Source organism: Micromonospora sp. NPDC005194 (assembly GCF_040608335.1).
GTDB lineage: Bacteria > Actinomycetota > Actinomycetes > Mycobacteriales > Micromonosporaceae > Micromonospora.
Map to the genome: position 1 here is coordinate 1 of NZ_JBEXIA010000017.1, position 15,403 is coordinate 15,403.

Genomic DNA, 15,403 nt, shown 5'->3' on the forward strand with positions numbered 1-15,403 from the left:
CCACCTCTCGTTCGATGGAAACTGCGGTGTCCGCCCGGCCTGACATGACGGCCGACGGCGGGCGATCCAACGGTGTACGGCCCTCCCTTTCCTCTGCTACTTCTTTACCTTGCTGACGTACGGTCCGCCGGTGTTGGAGCCCCACGCGACTTCATGGCCCCCACACGTACGGCGAACAACAGCTGGAGCCCCAAAAAGAGCCTTGGCCCCACCTGCGCCCGGCTCGCATCACGCCGGGCTGTGTTCCTACTGCCTTCTTCCATAGAGGGAACGATGGATCACGTTCCGCTCCTCGCCGCCCGTCGTAATCTCACGGCCGGACAGCCCGTCTGCGTCTTGACGGATCTTTGCTCTCTCGACTCGAAGAAGAGTATGCCACACCGCAGAGGATGTCTAGTCTTCTCGGCCTAGATTTGTTGGTCGCCACCCATCAGAGTGGCTGACCTGCTTAACCTCTACGTGAGTTGTCGCAACCGCTCTCCCGAACTCTCCCTGACGGAAACGCAGGGCCGGTGTCGGTCATCGAGGCGAAGCCGGACAGCCGCGTGGGGCGGACGAATCGCGTCCCAGGCCGCCGCTGCCGACTACCCCTGAACCGCGGTGGCGTGGTTCAGGGTCATCGGTCGTCGTCGACGACCCTAGTGAGGTCGGAGCCGGCGGCGGAGCGGGGCATGACCGGGATCAGCACCGTCGCGACCCGCGATGTGCAGGGCGCCGAGAATGATCCGGGTCGCGGCATCCATGCCGGGACGGCGGTCGGTCTGCCAGCGTCGATGCTGCCGCTGCTCGCCGTACTCGGTCCGGCCCGTACCCAGCACGGGGCCGGGCCCGGCGCGGAGAGTGGTCCTCCACGCCGGGCCGTCGCAGGCGGAATCAGCTGGCCGCGCAGATGACCGTCGCCGGGCCGGTGCCGGTGCCCTGGAAGCCGAAGTTGGTCGACTGCCCGGCGCCGACGTGTCCGTTGTAGCCCACGTTGGTGAACCGGACGGTTCCGCTGGTGCCGCTGGCCTGGGCGTTCCAGGTGCCGGTGATCGCGGCGCCGCTGGGCAGCGTGATCGTCGCGGTCCAGCCGTTGATGTCCGCAGAGCCGGCGGTGACCGTCACGCTCGCGGTGAATCCGCCGGACCACTGGTTGACCGCCACCGACGCGGAGCATCGGTTACCGGTCGGCGGCGGCGTGGTCGGGGGCGCGGTGGTCGGCGGGGCCGTGGTGGGCGGGGCGGTCGTCGGCGGGGCCGTGGTCGGCGGAGCCGTCGTCGGCGGGGCCGTGGTCGGCGGAGCGGTGGTCGCCGGGTTGGGCACGCCGTTGGCCAGGCTGTAGGCCAGGTCGGGCTGGAACGAACCAGCCGTGTAGCGGCAGCCGTCGGCCTCGCCCGGCGGCTTCACCCAAAGGTACGCGTCGATGTTGCTGTCGCCGGTGTTGGTGGTCGGGTACGTCCCGATGCGCCGGTCGGTGTTGTCGTCGCCGCACCAGTCCCCGCTGGCGCCGCCGTTGCGGCTGGTGTCGATGACCTGGCGCTTGCCCGAGATGCCCATGCCGTTGAGGGCGGAGATCACCGAGCGGCCGAAGTTCGCCTCGCCGGAGGTGGAGTTGAAGTTCGACACGTTGGTGAAGAAACCGTCGGCGTACTGCACGCCGGCCGCGCGGAGCCGGTTGGCCGTCTCACCCGCGCTGTTCCAGGTGGAGTGGCCGCCGTCGAGGTACACCTTGGCGTTGGGGTTGGCCGACTTGATGGTCCGGGTGGCCGTCGTGATCGCCTGGTTGCGTGCGCTGATCTCACCGCTGCTCAGGCACGTCTGCAGGGCGAGCGAGTCGGTTTCCAGGATGATCAGGACCGTCTGGTTGCCGAGTCCTCTGGCGAAGTTGGAGACCCACGTCTGGTACTGGTTGAGGTCAGGGGCGCCACCCGCGCTGGCCCCGCCGCAGTCCCGGTTGGTGATCTCGTAGACCGCCAGCACCGGGATCTGCTGGGCCGCGTTGGCGGCGCCGACGAACCCGGAGACCTCGGACTGCACGGTCGACGGGTTGAAGTTGGCGAACCAGCGGGCCTGCGGCTGACTGGCGATCTTGTCGCGGATGACGGCGGCACGCGAGTCGCCGGGGTTGGCGGCGACCCAGCGGACGACGGCCGAACTCGGGTCGCGGTAGAGCGACCCGGACACCGTGCCGGCGGACGCGCCGCCGACGGCGTAGCAGACGCTGGCCGCGGCGGTGCCCGCGATGGCCGCCACACTGAGGGCCACCGATCTACGGCGCCGGGGGGAGAGGATAGCCACGACGTGTTTCCTCCTGATCACATTGATGTATCTAAGTTCATGGGAGCGTTCCCAAGGACGGTAGCGGAGGCGGGCGTCGCTGCCAAGAGTGCGGGCTCGTCGTTGAGGCAGCGGCCGGGTGCGTCACGGCTCGCGCAGGGCCACTGCGACGCGACAGCCGTCTCCCCCGATCAGGCGGTGGCTGGTCGGCCCGCTGTCGCTGACGACCACGAACGCGCGACGGCGGTGACCGCACCTGGTGTGCGATCACCGCCGTTGCTGCGCGGCAGGTGGGAGACGATCCGTGCTGTCGTGGTGGCCGGTGCCGATCGTTTACGGCTGCAGAGCGTCCGCGGCGGGGGTCCAGGTCGACTCGTTCCCGACGTCGGCGACCGTGACCCCCTTGGCGATCTTCTCCAGCTCGGCCCGTGGCAGTCCGTTGCCAAGGCCGCTGGTGCTGACCTGGACGACGACCTTCCCGTCGGCGCTCCAGATGTTGCAGAAGCCACCGTCTTCGGGGCCGGTGCCCTGGCGGCGCTGGTCGGACACGTTGTAGCACTTCGTCGCGCCGGGCTCCGGCGACTGGTTCGAGCTGGTGCTGGGCGTGACGAAGATGTGGAACCCGTCCTTGATGGCGCCCTCGACCATGTCGTAGGGCGCGGTCAGGCCCGTGGTGGGCGCGGCTGGCCTGGTGTACGTCGCGCCGCCGTAGTCACCGGCACGGGCCGCGGCGATGCCGCTGAGACCGGGAAGCGCGTGGGTGCCGATCTGCAGCGGCACGTAGCCGCCCGGCACGTAGCCCACCGTGAACGGCACCAGAGCCGGCGTCGGCTTGCTGGGCTTCAGGCCTTCGACCAGGCCACCCAGGTCCTCGAAGCTCGGCGTCGCCTCGTCGCTGGAGATCGACGTGACAGCCGCCCAGGCGTTGTCGGCGTACTCCCAGGCGAACAGCTTGTTGCCTGCGTCCACCTGGTTCTGCGGGTCGAGGCCGACCGGCAGCAGCGCCCGCACGGCCCTGCGCCCGGCCACGGTGACGTCCGTGCCGCCCTTGATCTTCGCGGGGTCGAAGACGCCCGGCCGGTAGACGGTCAGATACGCCCACAGGCTCGGCTTCCCCCCGGCGGCCTTCTTCTTGTCCTGCTCGGTGGCGCCGCCCAGCGCCGCGGCCTCTTCCTCGATGAGGGGCTTGTCGTTCGAGGTGTGGCCGTCGGAGTAGACCGAGGCGATCTGGTAGGCGGTGGACGCGACGATCGGGTCCTGCACGTGCAGGGTGCCGGCGTCGTACCCCTGAAAGGTGAAGGTGAACGGCACGGCGTCGGACCACGTGGCCTCGGCGACCTTGGACGTCGCCGCGCCGACCGGGGCCGGCGAATTCTGCTCGGCGCCCAGGGTGGGCAGCACGAACGCGCCGGCGACCGCGACCACGACGAGACCGGCCACGCCGGCCGACGCGAACCCGGCCCGGCGACGCCGCTCGGCCCGCCGCCCTGCCACGATGATGTCGTCCGCGGTGCGGGCCATCGGCGGCTCTTCGCCCGTCACGGCGTCCACGAACTCATGCAACTGCATTGGTCCACTCCTCAATCGACTTTCCGGTGAGATTGATGCGTTCGCCGGCTAGTGACACGCGCAGCTTCGCCAGGCCACGGGAGACCTGACTCTTGGCTGTGCCGACCGTGCAGTCGAGGACGCCGGCCGTGTCCTCCAGGCTCAGACCCAGGTAGTGCCGGAGCACCACCGCGGCCCGCTGCCGGGGCGGAACGGCGTCGAGGGCCGCCCGCAGGCGCATCCGCTCGTCGGTCGCGCCGGTCGGGTCCCGCAGCGCGACGTCCGGCATGGCGTCGCCAGCCGCCCGCTCGCGCCGCCAGGGCCGGCGGGTCTCGTCGACCGCGGCCCGATAGACCATCGTCTTGACGTAGAGATCGGGTCGGTCCAGCTTCCTCCAGCGGGGGTAGAGCTTGACCAACGCGTTGGCCACGGCGTCCTCTGCCGTGTGCCAGTCGCCGCAGGTCACGTACGCCAGCTTGCGCAGCGACGCCATCTCCGACGTCACGAACTCACGGAATGCCTGCTCGTCTTCGGCTCTCAAGTCGACTGCCTCCTCGTGACGGAGGTAGAACGGATCCGGTCGCCCGGGAAGTTGCACGCCCGGAGGAGTAGTTGTGCGATCACTATTCGTGACGCGTCTCAGCGCGGGCCTCCGCCGCCCGTGCGCGGCCTTTTCCTCGGCCGCTGCCGGGCGACGGTGTTGGCGCCGGTGACCGACCGCGGCGAGGCGATCGGCCTGCTCGAGATGGTCCTGCCGAACGAGCCGGATCCGCGGGAGCTGGAGGAGATCGGCCGCACGGCGCACGTGTTGGCGTTCGTGGTGATCGCCAACCGGCGGCACACCGACCTTTTCGAGTGGGGGCAACGCACGACCCCGTTCACCCTGTCGAGAGAGATCCAACGCCGCCTGCTGCCCGGCTCGTTCACGTGTGAGGCCAGCGCGTTCACCCTGTCCGGCTGGCTGGAGCCCGCCGCGAGCGTCGGCGGGGACACCTTCGACTACAGCCTCGCCCGCGACGTGCTGCACTTCAGCGTCACCGACGCGATGGGTCACGGGGTGGCCAGCGCGCTGACGGCCACCCTGGGGGTGGGCAGTCTGCGCAACGGTCGACGTCGCGGGGTGGGCCTGGTGGAGCAGGCCGAGGCCGCGAATGCCGAGGTGGCCGAACACACCGCCGTGCCCGGCAGTTTCGTCACCGCGCTACTGGGCCGTCTCGACCTGCGCACGGGCGTGTGCGCGCTGCTCAACGCCGGGCACATCCCGCCGATGCTGGTACGCGACGGGGACACCCGCATGCTGTCGCTGCCGGGCAACTTCCCGCTGGGAATGTTCGCCGAGGCCACGTACTGCGCCGGCGACGTCGCGCTGCGCCCCGGCGACCGTGTGGTGGTGGGCACCGACGGAGTGCGGGAACGCAACGCGGCCAGCCTGGATCTGCCGGCCATGTTGCGCTCGATCGCCGGTCTGCACCCCCGCGAGGCCGTCCGGGCGTTGGCCGACGCCGTGCTGGAGGTCAGCGGACCGACGCTCGCCGATGACGCCACCCTGTTCGTCGTCGACTGGCACGGCGGACACAGCGAGGACCGGCGGACCAGCGCTGGCGCCGACCAGGAACGCGCCAGCGCCGGGTGAACTAGCGGCCGGTCGCGTCGGCGGGACGGAGATCCGCTTCAGCCGCCGGCACGCTGTCGTAGATGCCGATGACCCGATCCACCGATGTGATCGACAGGACACTGCGTACGGCGGGCTGCACCGCGGCCAGGCACAACCGACCCCCGACATCCCGTAACGCCTTGAACATCACCACCAGCGCGCCCAGCCCGCTGGAGTCCATGAATCCCACCCCGGCCAGGTCCACCACCACCAGGCGCTCCCCGGCATCAGCCAACCCTTGCAGGCCTTCGCGCAACTGTGGGGACGTCGCCATGTCCAGCTCGCCGCGCACCTCGAGCACCGTGCAGCCGCGGCCCGGCCGGACCGACAACAGCAAATCCACTACAACCTCCCCACGCCGCTGACCTCCCCCTTACCCTATTTCGCCGAGGGGCGAACCGCCGTCGGCCATCGGCGGCCGTGGACCGCCCCTGACCAGCGCACTCGCCGACACGGCCGCCGTCGTTCCCGACGCACCAGGCCAGGTGCTGCTCCGCATCACCGAACACCTCGCCGACGTACGAGCAGCCCCGTACCGCTGACCGGACGCCCCGGGCCGCAACCCGTTGGACACGGCATTGACATATTTCACTGTCGGATCTAGCGTCGGAGCGAATCGATTCGACCGCGGGTCGGGCATCTCCGGCATTCTCCGACGGCCGGTCGTGTGGTGTTCGGGCGAACGATGTGGCCACCGACGATTCAACGACCAACTGGTCCCGCATGGGCGGCGAGACCAGTGGCGGGTACCTGTGGCGACGAGCCGGGCGTCGGCGTGGGCACATCGCGTCTTCCCGCGGTTCCTCGGCGACGAGCGGTGTCGGCGGGGTGACCAGGAGTGGTCGTCGCGCGCCCCTTCACCTGAATCAGTTCGTGCCGAATGGCGGGAGCCCCCTCATGACAAGACGTAGACCCCTCCTTGGTTCTCTTGCGACGGCCGCGCTCGTCGTCGCGACCGTGGGCGTGGCGGGAATGACCGGCGGCCTGAGCGCCACCGCGTCGGCCGCGAACGTCACAGCGGCCGCCGCGACCGCCGGGTGCGGCAAAGCGCCCACGTTGACCAGCGGTTCACGCTCCATCCAGAGCAGCGGCCAGAACCGTAGCTTCATCCTGAGGATCCCCGACAACTACGACCGGAACCACCCGTACCGGTTGATCTTCGGATTTCACTGGAACGGCGGCACCGCCAACGACGTCGACGGCGGCGGCTCGGACGGCGCGGCCTGGTCGTACTACGGACTGCGGCAGCAGGCGAACAACAGCACCATCTTCGTGGCCCCGCAGGGCAACGGTAACGGCTGGGCCAACCCCGGCGGCCAGGACGTCACCTTCGTCGACAACATGATCAGCCTGATCGAGGCCGACCTCTGTGTCGACACGACGCAACTCTTCGCGCTCGGCTTCAGCTACGGCGGAGGCATGAGCTATTCGCTGGCCTGTTCGCGAGCGGGTGTCTTCCGCGCTGTAGCGGTCTACTCCGGCGGGCAGCTCAGCGGGTGCAGCGGCGGCACCCAGCCGATCGCGTACATGGGAATCCATGGCATCGGGGACCCGGTGCTCAACATCTCCGCCGGACGGTCCCTGCGTGACACGTTCGTGCGGAACAACGGCTGCACCCCACAGAGCCCGCCCGAGCCGAGAGCGGGCAGCCTGACCCACATCACCACCACCTACTCCGGATGCCGTGCCGGCTATCCCGTGGTGTGGGCCGCCTTCGACGGCGGGCACACCCCCGGCCCGGTGGACGGCGGCGGGGACAGCGGCGCCAGGACCTGGACCAAGGGCGAGGTGTGGAGGTTCTTCACCCAGTTCGGCAGCACCGATCCGACGCCGAGCCCGACCGCGTCACCCACCGGCGGTCCGACCACCCCGCCTCCGAGCAGCACGTCGGCCCTGCGCAACACCGCCTCCGGGCGGTGCCTGGACGTCAACGGCGCCTCGCAGGCCAACGGCACGGCGGCGATCATCTGGGACTGCCACGGCCAGAGCAACCAGAGCTGGACCTCGACGGCCGCCCAGGAGCTGCGCGTCTTCGGCGGCAAGTGTCTCGACGTCAACGGCGCCGCCACCGCGAACGGCAGCTCGGTGATCATCTGGGACTGCAACGGCCAGTCCAACCAGCGGTGGCGGCTCAACGCCGACGGCTCGATCACCGGAGTGGGTTCGGGCCGGTGCCTGGACGTGGTCGGCAACGGTACGGCCAACGGCACGCGCATCCAGATCTGGGACTGCAACGGCGGGGCCAACCAACGATGGAGCCGGAGCTGAGCCCGGCGGACACCTCGGGGACGCACCGATAGAAATCGCTGCGCCCACCACGGGGCCGGCGCGGCGACGGAACTACCGGTTCCGCCGCCGCGCCGGCCCGCCCTGCCGGTGAACGCTCGGCGCAGCATTCATCGAACCTTTTGTGAGGCTCCGACGATCCCGCCGCCCAAGATCGCGGCATTTGTGGTTGGCCGCTGCCGTTGACCGCCGATCGATGCGGTGCCTAACATACGACGTCTGCTTATTAACGATCTTCGATAAGCGGCCTCCGCGGTACGACAGCTCGACACCTGCCGTACGGCTTCGGGGTCGAAAGCGGTTGGGGAGGCGAGTCAGATGTTCGGTAGAGGGAGTCATCGGCGCAGCACTGGCGAGGGCGGGCCGCGCCGCTGGTCATGGCGAAGCACGCGACGTCCGCGTCGGCTGACCGCTTCGGCGCTGGGAGGGGTGGTCCTGGCGGCGGCCGTGCTGACCGGGTTCGCCTCCCCCGCCCAGGCGGCAACCGCCATCACGATCAACGGCGGATCCGGTGGACGGGCGCTCGACGGGATCGGCGCGGTCAGTGGCGGTGGCGGCAACAGCAGGTTGCTGATCGACTACCCGGAGCCCCAGCGCAGTGACATCCTGGACTACCTGTTCAAGCCGGGCCGCGGCGCCGCCATGCAGCTACTGAAGACGGAGATCGGCGGGGACACGAACTCGACCTCCGGGGCGGAGCCCAGCCACGAGCACACCCGGGGCGCCATCAACTGCAACCGGGGCTACGAGTGGTGGCTGATGGAGCAGGCGCGGGCGCGCAACGCCAACATCGCCCTGGCGGGCCTGGCCTGGGGAGCGCCGGGCTGGATCGGGAACGGCAACTTCTGGTCCAACGACTCGATCGACTACCTGGTGGCCTGGCTGGACTGCGCGGCCACCCACGGGCTGACCATCAACTACCTCGGCGGGTGGAACGAGAAGGGCTACAACGCCACCTGGTACAAGAACCTGCGCTCGGCCCTCAACTCCCGCGGCTACAGCAGCGTGAAGATCGTCGCCTCGGACGACTTCGGCTGGGCCGCCGCCGACGAATCGCTGCGGGATCCGGCGTTCGCCAACGCCGTACAGGTCTTCGGCAGCCACTACGTCTGCGGATACCGCAGCGCCCAGTCCAGCTGCCCCAGCTCCAGCAACGCGGTGTCCACCGGCAAGTCGCTCTGGGCCAGCGAGAACGGCTCCGACGACTACAACGCCGGCGCGCAGGCCCTCGCCCGCGGCATCAACCGCGGCTACATCGACGGCAAGATGACCGGTTACATCAACTGGCCCGCCATCGCCGCCATCACGCCCAACATCCCCTGGGCGACCACGGGTGTGGCGGTGGCGCAGCAGCCCTGGTCCGGTGCCTACTCCATCGGCAAGAGCACGTGGGTGATGGCGCAGACCACGCAGTTCACCGCCCCGGGCTGGCGCTACCTCGACGGATCGACCGGCTACCTCGGCGGCAACCGCAACAACGGCAGCTACGTGTCGCTGAAGTCCACCAACAACAGCGACTACAGCACCATCATCGAGACGATGGACGCCGGCTCAGCGCAGACCCTCGACTTCACCGTCACCGGCGGGCTGTCCACCGGCGCCGTGCACGTCTGGTCGACGAACGTCCGGTCGAACAACACCGCCGACCACTTCGTCAGGGGCAGCGACATCACGCCGAGCGGCGGGCGTTTCTCGCTCACCGTCCAGCCCGGCTACGTCTACAGCATCACCACCACCACCGGGCAGGGTAAGAGCACGGCGGCCAGCCCGGCGGCGGGCAACCTGAAGCTGCCGTACAACGACACCTTCGACAGCTACGCCGTCGGGCGCGAGGCGAAGTACCTGATGGACCAGCAGGGCTCGTTCGAGATCGCCGGCTGCGGGGGTGGTCGCGCAGGCCAGTGCGTACGCCAGATGTCGGAGCAGACGCCGATCTTCTGGACGTCCGGCCAGGCCGAGCCGTACACGCTGCTGGGTGACCTGTCGTGGCGCAACTACACGGTCTCCTCGGACGTCATGCTGGAGAAGTCCGGCTACGCGCAGCTCATCGGACGCGCCAACACGTACAACCACCAGGGGCCGCAGAACCTCAACGGGTACTACTTCCGGGTGACCGACGGTGGCGCGTGGTCCATCCGGAGCAACAACACCAGCGGCAACTGGCGCACGCTGGCCAGCGGAAACACCTCGGCGCTGGGCACCGGGCGCTGGCACACCCTGTCGCTGACGCTCAACGGGAGCACCCTCACCGCGGCCATCGACGGCACCACCGTCGGAACGGTCTCCGACTCGACCTGGGTCGCCGGCCAGATCGGGTACGGCACGGGTCAGGGAGTCACCGCCCAGTTCGACAACCTCTCCATCACGCCGGTCGGCAACTCCGGTGAGCCGGGCGCGACCGGAGCGATCCGCGGCGCTGGCTCCAACCGGTGCCTGGACGTCAACGGGGCCAGCCAGGCCGACGGTTCGGTGGTGCAGATCTGGGACTGCAACGGCGGCGCCAACCAGCAGTGGACGCTCACCACGAGCAACCAGCTGACCGTCTACGGCAACAAGTGCCTCGACGTGCCGGGCACCGCCGCGGGGACCCGTGCGCGGATCTTGACCTGCAACGGCGGTAGCGGCCAACAGTGGCGTGTCAACGCCGACGGCACGATCACCGGGGTCGGATCGGGGCTCTGCCTGGACGTCAACGGCGCGGGCACCGCCAACGGCACCGCCGTCCAGATCTGGACCTGCACCGGTGGCAGCAATCAGCAGTGGATTCGCGGCTGAGCGGTAGGAGTCCGCACGAGGACCCGTACCCGATTCGCGACGGCCGGCCGCTCAACTGAGCGGCCGGCCGCCGTCCGTGCGGACAGCCGCCGCGCGGACTCCACGTCGGAGGGTCAGGACGTATCGTGTGGTGGCCGCGCCCCCGGTGTCACCCCCGAGGCGGCCGGCAGCCGTCACACGGGGAGGTCTGATGGCGCAGTTTCCCAGCGGCGACTTCGGCGCGGCGACCGAGCGGTTCGTCGCCTCCTGGTCGGCGGGCATCTCCGAGCGGGCCGCCCGGGCGCAGGAGTTGTCCGAGCGGGTGGCGGCGCTGTCGGCGACCGCCGACGGTGCGGACGGCGCGGTCCAGGTGACCGTCGATGCGTCCGGCGCCATGACCGACCTTCGACTCGACGACCGGGTGTTGCGGTGGCGGGCGGACGAGATCGCCGCCGAGGTGCTGGCGGTGATGCGCCGGGCGCAGGGGCGCCTGGCACCGCAGGTGGCGGAGGCCGCGGCGGAGACCGTCGGCGCCGATTCCGCACGTTCGCCCAGCACACCAACCGGCGGGTGGCCGAGTTCCGTTGGCAGCCGGGCCAGGCGGTGTCGCTGACCATCGTCGACCCCGAGTGGGGCGCGCTCGCACAGGACTTCTACGACAACGGTGTGCCGGTCGGCGCGGAGCGGGTGCCGCCGGAGGCCGGTCCGGACTTCATGCGCGCCCTGCTGCAACGCTTCCGGATGAGCTACTACAAGTTCGTGGACGAGAGCGGCTGAGCCGCCGCCGCACCGGTACGACAGCCGCCGCCTGAGCATCGGTACGCTGCACGGCGGCTTCGCGGTCTTCCCCGTACTCTGGCGACCGTCAGCGGGCGGCGGACCATGAGCCATCCGACGAAGTCGTACAGGAGAGGGGCGACCACGGCATGACGGCGGTATCGGGCCAGCGGTCGACTGCGGTGAGTGCCGGGGAGACGGCCGAGGAGGATCTGCGGGCGCTGTTCGGGCAGTCCATCGCCGTTTTCGCGTCGCTCGTGGGGCCGACGCATGTGGTGGAGACGGCGAACCCGGCGTTCTTCGCCACCATCGGTGAGGAACGGGCGCGCACCGGGGTCCCGATCGCCGAGCTGATGCCCGAGTTGGCCGGTCAGGGCTTCGTCGCTCTGCTGGACGAGGTCTACCGCACGGGTGAGCCCTACACCGGTCGGGACGCCCGGGTCGTGCTGGGGACCGGTCCGCACGCGCGGGAGGCGTTCTTCGACTTCACCTACGAGCCACGCCGCGACGCCAGCGGCACCGTGACCGGGATCCGCGTGATCGGTGTGGAGACCACGCAGGTCAAGCACGCCCAGCGGTTGATGGCCGAACACCGCGCCATGCTGGAGCAGATCGCCCGCCAGGCGCCCCTGGCCGAGGTGCTCGACGGGATGGCCCGCTGCATCGAAAACCTGGCGCCGGAGCAGGTGCTCGTCTCCGTGCTGCTCGCCGATCCGGACGGCCGGCACCTGCGCCACGGCGCCGCACCGAGCCTGCCCGAGTTCTACAACCAGGCCATCGACGGGATCGCCACCGGCGAGGGCGTCGGCTCGTGCGGCACCGCCGCGCACCGGCGGGAACCAGTCATCGTCACCGACATCGCCAACGACCCGTTCTGGGACGACTTCCGCGACCTGGCCGAGCGGGCCGGCCTCGCCGCCTGCTGGTCGATGCCGATCCTGGCCCGCGACGGCAGCCTGTTGGGCACCTTCGCCATGTACCACCGCACCCCGCGTGTCCCGCAGGACGCCGATCTCGCTCTGGCCCGGGTCTTCGCCGACACCGCGGCCCTGGCCATCGAACGCCACCACGTCGAGCAGGCGAAGACGGCCGCCGAAGCACGCGCCAAGGCCGCGCATGAGGAGCTGGCCAAGGCGGTACGCGCGGAGCGGCAGCTGCGCGCCGAGGCCGAGCAGCGCGCCACCGCCGCCGCGGAACTCGCCGACCGGATGCGCGCCGCCGCGGCCGCACAGGCCGCCCGACCGCACCCCGAGCACTGCCAGCTCGGCGGCGACCAGGGGTGCGCCGCACCAGCGAAGATCAAGATCGCCGATTCGTGGGGTGATGCGGCGTGGGGCTGCGAGGCCCACGTCGAGGAGGCCATCCTCAACGTGCGGTCGGTGTTCATCGCGAGCGAGGAGCTCGGCGGCCTGGCCGCCTACCTGAACCGCTGACCACCGGGGCACGCCAGCGACGACGCGCGACGCGTTGCGGTCAGGCCGCGACGGCCGCCCGGACGTCATCGTCGGCGGCGCGCAGCCGTGCAGCGGCCTCCTCGGCCGTGCAGTGGGCGAGCAGCAGCACGATGGCCGTCTTGGCGTGCCCGTGCGCCGCCGCGAGCGCCCGCGCGGCCGTGTCGAGGTCGGTGTCGGCGGCCTCGGCGACGATCCGGCGTGCCCGGTCGACGAGCTTGGCGTTGGTGGCGTTCATGTCCACCATGAGGTTGCCGTAGACCTTGCCGAGCCGGGCCATCGTGGCGGTCGAGAGCATGTTGCAGACGAGCTTCTCGGCGGTGCCGGCCTTGAGCCGGGTGGAGCCGGTGAGCACCTCGGGGCCGGTGGGCACCTCGATGGCGACGTCGGCGTGCCGGCTGATCACGGCGTCGGTGTTGCAGGCCACGGAGACGGTCGCCGCGCCGCGCGCGCGGGCGTGATCCAACCCGCCGACCACGTACGGGGTACGGCCGCTGGCGGCGAGCCCGACCACCGTGTCGCGGGCGGTCAGGCCGACCGCGTCGAGGTCGGCGACGGCGCGGGTCGGGTCGTCCTCGGCGCCCTCGACGGCGACGCCGAACGCTCGTGCCCCTCCGGCGAGCAGACCGATGACCCGGTCGGGCGTCGTACCGAAGGTGGGTGGGATCTCGACGGCGTCGAGCATGCCGATCCGGCCGCTGGTGCCCGCGCCGAGGTAGATCAGCCGTCCGCCCTGGCGTAGCGACGCCACGATGACGTCGACGGCGGCGGCGATGTCCGGCACGGCCCGACGGACGGCGTCGGCGACCGAGCGGTCCTCGTCGTTCATCGCGAGAAGCAACTCGGTGGGAGACATCCGGTCGAGGTCGCTGGTCTTGTCGTTGCGGGTCTCGGTGCCGAGGGTGCTGAGGTCCATCCGGTGTTCGTTCCTCTCGCTGATGTTCAGCCGCCGAGTGCCACCGGGCGCGTCCTGCTGGGCCAACGCGCCCTCTATCAGCAGGCTGAAACCACAGCGTAACCAGCCCGGACGGACGCTGGCAAAAAGTTTCGCGTTAGTGTGGGCCAACGTCACTTATTGACAACCCGCTGGGTGGGGAGTGAACCGTGCGCCAACTCGACCTTGTCGTGATCGTGCTGTACCTCGTGGTGATCGCCTTCGTCGGACTGCGCCTGTCCGGCAAGCAGAAATCCGCCAAGGACTACTTCGTGGGCGAGGGCCGGCTGCCGTGGTGGACCGTCTCGTTCTCCGTGGTCGCCACCGAGACCAGCGTCCTGACCGTGATCAGCGTGCCGGGTGGCGCCTACAGCGGTCAGGGGTTCGGCAACGTCGAGCTGGCCCTGGGCTACGTCATCGGTCGCGTCGTCGTGGCCACGGTGCTCATCCCGCTCTACAAACGGGGTGGGTTCGTCAGCGCCTACCAGTACCTCGGTGAGCGGTTTGGCCTGAAACTTCAGGGTCTGGCGTCGGTCACGTTCGTCTTCACCCGCCTGCTCGCCGAGGGTGTCCGCCTGTTCGCCTCGGCCATCCCCATCAAGCTGCTCCTCGACGAGTTCGGCCTGCACGTCGGCTACCAGGCCATCATCGTGGTCCTCACGCTCATCACGGTGGTCTACACCTACCTCGGCGGCATCAAGGCGGTCATCTGGACCGACGCCATCCAGATGGGGCTGTACCTGGGCGGGGCGATCCTGGCCATCGCGGTGCTCAGCCACGCCGTCGGCTTCGACGGCTACTCGCAGGCGCTGGACGCCGGCAAGTTCCAGCTCTTCGACACCAACTTCACCCTCGCGCACGTGCTCACCAGCCCGTTCGCCCTGCCGACCGCGATCATCGGTGGTGCCATCTTCGCGATGGCCAGCCACGGGTCGGACCAGCTGATCGTCCAGCGCATCCTGTCCACCCGCACGCTGCGCGACGGGCAGAAGGCGATGATCTCCTCGGGCGTCTTCGTGGTCATCCAGTTCGCCGCGTTCTCCCTGGTCGGCGCGCTGCTGTGGTCGTACAACAAGGGTCAGACCTTCAAGGAACTCGGCCTGGCCAGCAGCGACAACCTCTACCCGAGCTTCATCCTGCACGCCCTGCCGGTCGGCATCTCAGGTCTGCTGGTGGCCGGCATCCTCGGCGCCGCGATGGGTTCGCTGTCGTCGGCGTTGAACTCGATGTCGAACTCCACCGTCGCCGACTTCATCCACAGCTTCTCGCGCAAGGTCCCGTCCGACGACGCGATGCTCCGGCTCGCCCGGGTGATGACCCTGGTCTGGGCGGTGCTGATGGCGATCTTCGCCTGCGCGTTCAGCTCCAGCACCGGAAACGTCTACCTGACCGGTCTGACCATCGCGGGCTACACCTACGGGGCGCTGCTCGGGGCCTTCCTGCTCGGCCGTCTGGTCAAGCGGGCCAACCAGGTCGACGCCTTCATCGCCTTCCTCGTCACCGTGGCGGTGATGACCTACATCGTCCGCTTCGTCAAGATCGATGTGACGACGGCGGGTACCACCACCGCGACCGCCATCGCCGCGCAGTGGCTGGTGCCGATCGGCGTCCTGATCACCCTGGTCGTCGGCGCGGTGTCGAGCCGGTTCCACCCGGCCCCGGAGACGCCGTACGACCATGGACGACGCGACGAGGTCGACGACGACGCCGCGACGGCACCCACCGGCCGGGCGTGAAGGAGGA

12 protein-coding genes are annotated in these 15,403 nt (G+C 69.9%); 7 read left to right on the plus strand and 5 right to left on the minus strand.

All coding sequences use genetic code 11. From position 1 onward, the window contains the following. Positions 1 to 873: 873 nt before the first annotated feature. From ABZU53_RS16565 to ABZU53_RS16575, 3 genes are all read right to left on the minus strand, one after another. On the minus strand, positions 874 to 2,277 hold the full coding sequence (locus ABZU53_RS16565) for a glycoside hydrolase family 6 protein (RefSeq protein WP_355066605.1): 1,404 nt from the start codon (positions 2,275 to 2,277) through the stop codon (positions 874 to 876). Between the two features lie 312 nt (positions 2,278 to 2,589). Continuing rightward, positions 2,590 to 3,825 carry a hypothetical protein gene (locus ABZU53_RS16570; RefSeq protein WP_355066606.1) on the minus strand — a complete coding sequence of 412 codons (1,236 nt, stop codon included), beginning with the start codon at positions 3,823 to 3,825 and terminating at the stop codon, positions 2,590 to 2,592. After that, the gene (locus ABZU53_RS16575) at positions 3,812 to 4,345 is read right to left on the minus strand and encodes a SigE family RNA polymerase sigma factor (protein ID WP_354863016.1); all 534 of its coding nucleotides are present in this window, start codon (positions 4,343 to 4,345) and stop codon (positions 3,812 to 3,814) included. Before ABZU53_RS16575 ends, ABZU53_RS16570 begins: the two co-directional genes overlap by 14 nt. 168 nt (positions 4,346 to 4,513) lie before the next feature. Here ABZU53_RS16575 and ABZU53_RS16580 point away from each other — a divergent pair, with 168 nt between their 5' ends. After that, positions 4,514 to 5,437: a PP2C family protein-serine/threonine phosphatase gene (locus ABZU53_RS16580; protein ID WP_355066607.1), complete on the plus strand. Its 924-nt coding sequence runs from the start codon at positions 4,514 to 4,516 to the stop codon at positions 5,435 to 5,437. 1 nt (position 5,438) lies between these two features. Here the strand turns inward: ABZU53_RS16580 and ABZU53_RS16585 are convergent, their stop codons facing one another. Then, entirely contained in the window at positions 5,439 to 5,801 is a 363-nt protein-coding gene (locus ABZU53_RS16585) for an STAS domain-containing protein (protein WP_355066608.1), read from the minus strand. A 554-nt stretch (positions 5,802 to 6,355) separates the two neighbouring features. On the opposite strand from ABZU53_RS16585, the gene ABZU53_RS16590 reads away from it, so the two are divergent. The 5 genes from ABZU53_RS16590 to ABZU53_RS16610 all read left to right on the plus strand — a co-directional run bounded on the left by ABZU53_RS16590 (position 6,356) and on the right by ABZU53_RS16610 (position 12,708). Continuing rightward, on the plus strand, positions 6,356 to 7,726 hold the full coding sequence (locus tag ABZU53_RS16590; RefSeq protein ID WP_355066609.1) for a lectin: 1,371 nt from the start codon (positions 6,356 to 6,358) through the stop codon (positions 7,724 to 7,726). Between the two features lie 336 nt (positions 7,727 to 8,062). Next, the gene (locus ABZU53_RS16595) at positions 8,063 to 10,519 is read left to right on the plus strand and encodes a ricin-type beta-trefoil lectin domain protein (protein ID WP_355066610.1); all 2,457 of its coding nucleotides are present in this window, start codon (positions 8,063 to 8,065) and stop codon (positions 10,517 to 10,519) included. A gap of 190 nt (positions 10,520 to 10,709) precedes the next feature. Further along, positions 10,710 to 11,111 (plus strand): YbaB/EbfC family nucleoid-associated protein, encoded by a 402-nt coding sequence (locus ABZU53_RS16600; protein ID WP_355066611.1) that lies wholly within the window; start codon positions 10,710 to 10,712, stop codon positions 11,109 to 11,111. After that, complete coding sequence (locus ABZU53_RS16605; protein ID WP_355066612.1) at positions 11,069 to 11,275, plus strand: hypothetical protein; 207 nt, start codon at positions 11,069 to 11,071, stop codon at positions 11,273 to 11,275. Before ABZU53_RS16600 ends, ABZU53_RS16605 begins: the two co-directional genes overlap by 43 nt. 182 nt (positions 11,276 to 11,457) lie before the next feature. Beyond that, positions 11,458 to 12,708 carry a GAF domain-containing protein gene (locus tag ABZU53_RS16610; protein ID WP_354855603.1) on the plus strand — a complete coding sequence of 417 codons (1,251 nt, stop codon included), beginning with the start codon at positions 11,458 to 11,460 and terminating at the stop codon, positions 12,706 to 12,708. Positions 12,709 to 12,748: 40 nt separating this feature from the next. On the opposite strand, the gene murQ is transcribed toward ABZU53_RS16610, so the two are convergent. Next, positions 12,749 to 13,642: an N-acetylmuramic acid 6-phosphate etherase gene (gene murQ, locus ABZU53_RS16615; RefSeq protein ID WP_355066613.1), complete on the minus strand. Its 894-nt coding sequence runs from the start codon at positions 13,640 to 13,642 to the stop codon at positions 12,749 to 12,751. Between the two features lie 188 nt (positions 13,643 to 13,830). On the opposite strand from murQ, the gene ABZU53_RS16620 reads away from it, so the two are divergent. Then, positions 13,831 to 15,396, plus strand: coding sequence for a sodium:solute symporter (locus tag ABZU53_RS16620; protein ID WP_355066614.1), 1,566 nt, complete (start codon positions 13,831 to 13,833; stop codon positions 15,394 to 15,396). Positions 15,397 to 15,403: the final 7 nt, after the last annotated feature.

Excerpts from the sequence above, each read along its gene's own strand:
- ABZU53_RS16570 (WP_355066606.1), bottom strand. The coding sequence starts at position 3,825 with ATGCAGTTGCATGAGTTCGTGGACGCCGTGACGGGCGAAGAGCCGCCG.
- ABZU53_RS16590 (WP_355066609.1), top strand. The coding sequence starts at position 6,356 with ATGACAAGACGTAGACCCCTCCTTGGTTCTCTTGCGACGGCCGCGCTC.
- ABZU53_RS16595 (WP_355066610.1), top strand. The coding sequence starts at position 8,063 with ATGTTCGGTAGAGGGAGTCATCGGCGCAGCACTGGCGAGGGCGGGCCG.
- ABZU53_RS16600 (WP_355066611.1), top strand. The coding sequence starts at position 10,710 with ATGGCGCAGTTTCCCAGCGGCGACTTCGGCGCGGCGACCGAGCGGTTC.
- murQ (WP_355066613.1), bottom strand. The coding sequence starts at position 13,642 with ATGGACCTCAGCACCCTCGGCACCGAGACCCGCAACGACAAGACCAGC.